Here is a 5,181-nt window from a genome sequence, read left to right as displayed (position 1 = left end):
GGCAGTTCGATGGTACCAGTCACGTCAGTAGTACGGAAGTAGAACTGCGGACGGTAGCCTTTGAAGAACGGAGTATGACGGCCGCCTTCGTCTTTGGACAGAATGTACACTTCAGATTCGAACTTGGTGTGCGGCTTGATAGAGCCCGGCTTAGCCAGTACCTGACCACGTTCGATTTCTTCACGTTTGATACCACGCAGCAGAACACCAACGTTCTCACCAGCACGGCCTTCGTCCAGCAGTTTGCGGAACATTTCAACGCCAGTACAGGTAGACTTAGCAGTCTCTTTGATACCAACGATTTCAACTTCTTCACCAACTTTGATGATACCGCGTTCTACACGACCGGTAACAACGGTACCACGACCGGAGATGGAGAATACGTCTTCGATAGGCAGCAGGAACGGCTTGTCAATCGCACGCTCTGGTTCTGGGATGTAAGAATCCAGGAAGCCAGCCAGTTCGATGATTTTCGCTTCCCACTCTGCTTCGCCTTCCAGCGCTTTCAGAGCAGAACCACGAACGATCGGAGTGTCGTCGCCCGGGAAATCGTACTGAGACAGAAGTTCACGAACTTCCATTTCTACCAGTTCCAGCAGCTCTTCGTCATCAACCATGTCGCATTTGTTCAGGAACACGATGATGTACGGAACGCCTACCTGACGACCCAGCAGGATGTGCTCACGAGTCTGCGGCATCGGGCCGTCAGTCGCAGCAACAACCAGGATCGCGCCGTCCATCTGCGCAGCACCGGTGATCATGTTTTTAACATAGTCGGCGTGGCCCGGGCAGTCTACGTGTGCGTAGTGGCGAGTCGGGGTGTCATATTCAACGTGAGAAGTGTTGATGGTGATACCACGAGCTTTTTCTTCCGGCGCGTTATCGATCTGATCGAATGCGCGAGCAGCACCGCCGTAGGTTTTAGCCAGAACGGTAGTGATTGCAGCGGTCAGCGTTGTTTTACCATGGTCAACGTGGCCGATAGTACCGACGTTAACGTGCGGTTTAGTACGTTCAAATTTTTCTTTAGACATCGATTGTCCCTCTAAGACACGGATAAATCGGTGATATCACCACATCAACCAGGCAATATACCTGAGCTGTTGAATGCTTTTAAAAGTAAACAGAGAGAAACGGGAAGGAGAAGTGAAGTGGTGCTGATACCCAGAGTCGAACTGGGGACCTCACCCTTACCAAGGGTGCGCTCTACCAACTGAGCCATATCAGCACGTCTGGAGCGGGCAGCGGGAATCGAACCCGCATCATCAGCTTGGAAGGCTGAGGTAATAGCCATTATACGATGCCCGCATCCTGAAACTCGGCTACCCAGTTCTTTCTGCAACAAAAAAGAGATTTCTCTCTTTTCTGTTCGAGCTGATTAATTTTTTAATCAACTCAGGCGGCGATAACGCTGCCAGAAAGTGGTGGTGGGGGAAGGATTCGAACCTTCGAAGTCTGTGACGGCAGATTTACAGTCTGCTCCCTTTGGCCGCTCGGGAACCCCACCGGACTTGATGGTGCCGACTACCGGAATCGAACTGGTGACCTACTGATTACAAGTCAGTTGCTCTACCTACTGAGCTAAGTCGGCATCAAGTAGCGCGCATTTTATGGAGACATGCGCACTCATGCAACTAAAAAATTGCATAAAATGTTCTATCGCTCACATTTTGCACTATACGACCGATAAATAATCTATTTCCTCTTTGAATTGGACAAATTTCCAACGTCAGGTGCCTCCTCTGGGAGGAATTTTGCTCCGACAGGTACGCTTTGATAGAGAGAAAGCACATCTTTATACATCTGGAATACCCGTCACATTGCATTTCAGAGGATGATTTTTTCTTATTATTCCCCCCCATCTGGTGTTACCCTCCTGCCCATTGTCCAAATTAACTGAAATGTGCGTGCCATTGCGTACCGGGATGATTTCGTTTTTTACCGCAGACCTGATATAGCAATGACAGCCAGACCATGCGTATGAGTATAAAAGAGCAAGCGTTAACGTCGCCTTACCTACAGTTTGATCGCAACCAGTGGGCTGCGCTTCGTGATTCCGTGCCGATGACCCTGACCGAGGAAGAGATTGCTCGTCTTAAAGGCATTAACGAAGACTTATCGCTGGAAGAAGTTGCCGAGATTTATTTGCCTCTCTCGCGTTTGCTAAACTTTTACATCAGTTCGAACCTGCGACGTCAGGCCGTGCTGGAGCAATTTTTAGGCACGAATGGCGAGCGTATTCCTTATATTATTAGCATTGCTGGCAGCGTCGCCGTCGGTAAAAGTACGACTGCGCGTGTTTTGCAGGCTTTGCTCAGTCGCTGGCCCGAGCATCGCAAGGTTGAGTTGATTACTACCGATGGCTTTCTCCACCCTAACCAGGTATTGAAAGATCGTGGACTGATGAAGAAGAAAGGCTTCCCCCAGTCCTATGATATGCATCGCTTGGTTAAATTCGTTTCCGATCTGAAATCAGGCGTACCTAACGTCACGGCGCCGGTCTATTCCCATCTCATCTATGATGTGATCCCTGATGGCGACAAAACCGTTGCCCAGCCCGACATATTAATACTCGAAGGGCTAAATGTTTTACAGAGCGGGATGGACTATCCTCACGATCCGCATCATGTATTTGTTTCTGACTTTGTCGACTTTTCTATTTATGTTGATGCGCCAGAAGAATTACTCCAGACGTGGTATATCAACCGTTTCCTGAAATTCCGTGAAGGGGCGTTTACCAACCCGGACTCTTATTTTCATAACTATGCAAAATTATCAGAAGATGAGGCTATCAACACCGCCACATCGTTGTGGAAAGAGATCAACTGGCTGAATTTAAAGCAAAATATATTACCAACGCGTGAGCGAGCAAGCTTAATCATGACGAAAAGTGCCAATCATGCCGTTGAGCAAGTCAGGTTGAGAAAATAAATAAAAAAGGGGAGCAACAGCTCCCCTTCTTATTACTCAGCGCTTCTTAGCGATATTTCTCCACCCATCCAGGGTTTGATCTCGCCATTTTGCTCAAGCAATAATGCACCTTGCGCGTCTATTCCACGAGAGACGCCAAATATTTCTTTATCGCCAATAATAAGTTTGACCGGGCGGTCGATAAAGTTATCCAGTCTCTTCCAGCGAGACAGATACGGCGCTAAACCTTCGTGTTCAAAGAGCACTAACGCAGCACGCAACTCACGTATCAGTCGGGCAGCAAGGGTATTGCGATCAATGTTAATGCCCGCTTCCTGCAAGTTAATCCAGCCTTGATTCACCACATTTTCTTCAACCCGGCGCATGGACATATTAATACCCGCACCGATAACAATCTGCGCGGCATCCCCTGTCTTACCGGTCAGTTCAACCAGGATCCCTGCCAGCTTACGGTCGAGCAAATAGAGGTCGTTGGGCCATTTTACACGTACCTTCTCTGCGCCCAGATCGCGTAAAACCTCAGCCATGACGATACCAATAACCAGACTCAGGCCAATCGCGGCAGCCGGTCCTTGTTCCAACCGCCAGAACATTGAAAGGTACAGGTTGGCACCAAACGGTGAAAACCATTTGCGACCACGGCGACCGCGCCCGGCTTGCTGATATTCAGCGACACAGGCATCCCCTGACTCCAGTTGACCTATTCGGTCCATCAGGTACTGATTGGTTGAGTCGATAACCGGCAGGACTGTGATATTTCCACCATCCAGTTGAGAATGAATAAGTGAGGCATCTAATAGTTGGATAGGCTCCGGTAAGCTGTATCCTTTACCTGGAACAGTAAAGACATCAACCCCCCAGTCGCGTAACGTCTGGACATGCTTATTGATTGCGGCACGGCTCATTCCCAACTTTTCACCGAGCTGCTCACCAGAATGAAATTCGCCATCAGCGAGTAATGAAATAAGCGTCAGAGGGACGGTATTATCCTTCATGCAATGATCTCCACAGCATTCATTTCACCCTGCGGGCCAATAAATCGGACCTCTGGTTCGAGCCAGACATTAAATTTCTCACCGACTTTTTGACGTACATGATGTGCAAGTTGCACCACATCCTGACTCGTCGCATTGTCTGCATTGATCAGTACCAGAGCCTGCTGTTGATGTACCGCTGCGCCACCAATGCGCATGCCTTTTAGCTGACACTGGTCGATAAGCCAGCCGGCTGCCAGTTTTACAGAACCATCAGCCTGCGGGTAATGAGGTGCTGTTGGGAATTTTGCCAGGAGCTCCTGCGCAATCTCTGCGGTGACAACCGGGTTTTTAAAGAAGCTTCCTGCATTCCCGTTTACTTTCGGATCGGGCAGTTTTGTCGTGCGCATATGGCAGACAGAATCAAAAACCTGCTGAGGCGTCACCGTTGTAGGATCCAGGCGCGTCAGATCGCCATAGGTCAGTACCGGATGCCACTGTTTAGACAAGCGTAAACCAACAGCAATAATTGCGAAGCGATCCTGGTATTCATGTTTGAAGATGCTGTCACGATAACCAAAGCGACATTCTGCTGCACCAACGCGCAGATGTTTGCCAGTCGACAGCTCAACGCAGTCTACGTATTCGCAGACGCGCTGTAGCTCTACGCCATAGGCACCAATATTCTGGATTGGCGATGAACCCACGCAGCCTGGGATAAGCGCCAGATTTTCCAGCCCAGGCATACCAAGCTGCAACGTATGCTGGACCAGATGATGCCAGTTTTCACCCGCACCTACGTGCAAATGCCACGCATCAGGTTGTTCTGTAATCTCAATACCCTTAATACGATTGACGATCACCGTACCCTGGAAGGCATCAAGAAACAGGACGTTGCTCCCTTCGCCCAGGATCAGTACTGGATGATGCGATGCATTGGCTGATTGCCAGGCATTCAGTAATTGTTGTTCATTTTCGGCGCAGACAAGTTCATTTGTTTGCTGATCGATACCGAAGGTGTTCCAGGCTTTAAGGGAGTGATTCATAGACGCTTTCCTGATGCAAAATCGCGCCTAGTTTACCGCATATACCGCTGGATGGCTTGTCTTATGGAGGCTCAGGATATTGCTTTGTACCCGATGGTGCGGTGTTGTGATGAGCCTGATGCGCTGCGCTTATCAGGCCTACAAAATACATTCAGCCCGGCCCCTGCAGGACGGATAAGGCGGCACGCCGCATCCGGCGGTTTTCATCCCGCACAGACGCAAAGAAGCCC

General features: G+C 49.5%; 4 protein-coding genes, 4 tRNA genes and 1 pseudogene. 2 read left to right on the top strand and 7 right to left on the bottom strand.

The window, feature by feature from the left end:
- From tuf to OGY17_RS09190, 5 genes are all read right to left on the bottom strand, one after another.
- The coding region (gene tuf / locus OGY17_RS09210) for an elongation factor Tu (RefSeq protein ID WP_286553871.1) at positions 1 to 1,034 on the bottom strand (1,034 nt) is incomplete at its 3' end.
- A 118-nt stretch (positions 1,035 to 1,152) separates the two neighbouring features.
- Positions 1,153 to 1,228, bottom strand: a tRNA-Thr gene (locus OGY17_RS09205).
- Between the two features lie 5 nt (positions 1,229 to 1,233).
- Positions 1,234 to 1,308: transfer RNA gene (locus OGY17_RS09200), tRNA-Gly, on the bottom strand.
- A gap of 114 nt (positions 1,309 to 1,422) precedes the next feature.
- Positions 1,423 to 1,507, bottom strand: a tRNA-Tyr gene (locus OGY17_RS09195).
- 8 nt (positions 1,508 to 1,515) lie between these two features.
- A tRNA-Thr gene (locus OGY17_RS09190) sits at positions 1,516 to 1,591 on the bottom strand.
- 19 nt (positions 1,592 to 1,610) lie between these two features.
- Here OGY17_RS09190 and OGY17_RS09185 point away from each other — a divergent pair.
- Positions 1,611 to 1,691: pseudogene (locus OGY17_RS09185) on the top strand (hypothetical protein); the annotation flags it as partial.
- Between the two features lie 289 nt (positions 1,692 to 1,980).
- Positions 1,981 to 2,931, top strand: a complete 951-nt coding sequence (coaA, locus tag OGY17_RS09180) for a type I pantothenate kinase (protein WP_003031107.1) — start codon at positions 1,981 to 1,983, stop codon at positions 2,929 to 2,931.
- Positions 2,932 to 2,963: 32 nt separating this feature from the next.
- Here the strand turns inward: coaA and birA are convergent, their stop codons facing one another.
- Both birA and murB read right to left on the bottom strand, forming a co-directional pair.
- On the bottom strand, positions 2,964 to 3,926 hold the full coding sequence (birA, locus tag OGY17_RS09175; protein WP_128612557.1) for a bifunctional biotin--[acetyl-CoA-carboxylase] ligase/biotin operon repressor BirA: 963 nt from the start codon (positions 3,924 to 3,926) through the stop codon (positions 2,964 to 2,966).
- Positions 3,923 to 4,951: a UDP-N-acetylmuramate dehydrogenase gene (gene murB, locus OGY17_RS09170; protein ID WP_048215164.1), complete on the bottom strand. Its 1,029-nt coding sequence runs from the start codon at positions 4,949 to 4,951 to the stop codon at positions 3,923 to 3,925. Before murB ends, birA begins: the two co-directional genes overlap by 4 nt.
- Positions 4,952 to 5,181 lie beyond the last annotated feature (230 nt).

Source organism: Citrobacter sp. Cpo126, assembly GCF_030332445.1.
Taxonomy (GTDB): domain Bacteria; phylum Pseudomonadota; class Gammaproteobacteria; order Enterobacterales; family Enterobacteriaceae; genus Citrobacter; species Citrobacter portucalensis.
This window is presented reverse-complemented; position numbering and strand designations above follow the sequence as displayed.

Bases quoted from the DNA above. Each gene is read 5' to 3' on its own strand.
- coaA (WP_003031107.1), top strand. From the start codon at position 1,981: ATGAGTATAAAAGAGCAAGCGTTAACGTCGCCTTACCTACAGTTTGAT.
- birA (WP_128612557.1), bottom strand. From the start codon at position 3,926: ATGAAGGATAATACCGTCCCTCTGACGCTTATTTCATTACTCGCTGAT.
- murB (WP_048215164.1), bottom strand. From the start codon at position 4,951: ATGAATCACTCCCTTAAAGCCTGGAACACCTTCGGTATCGATCAGCAA.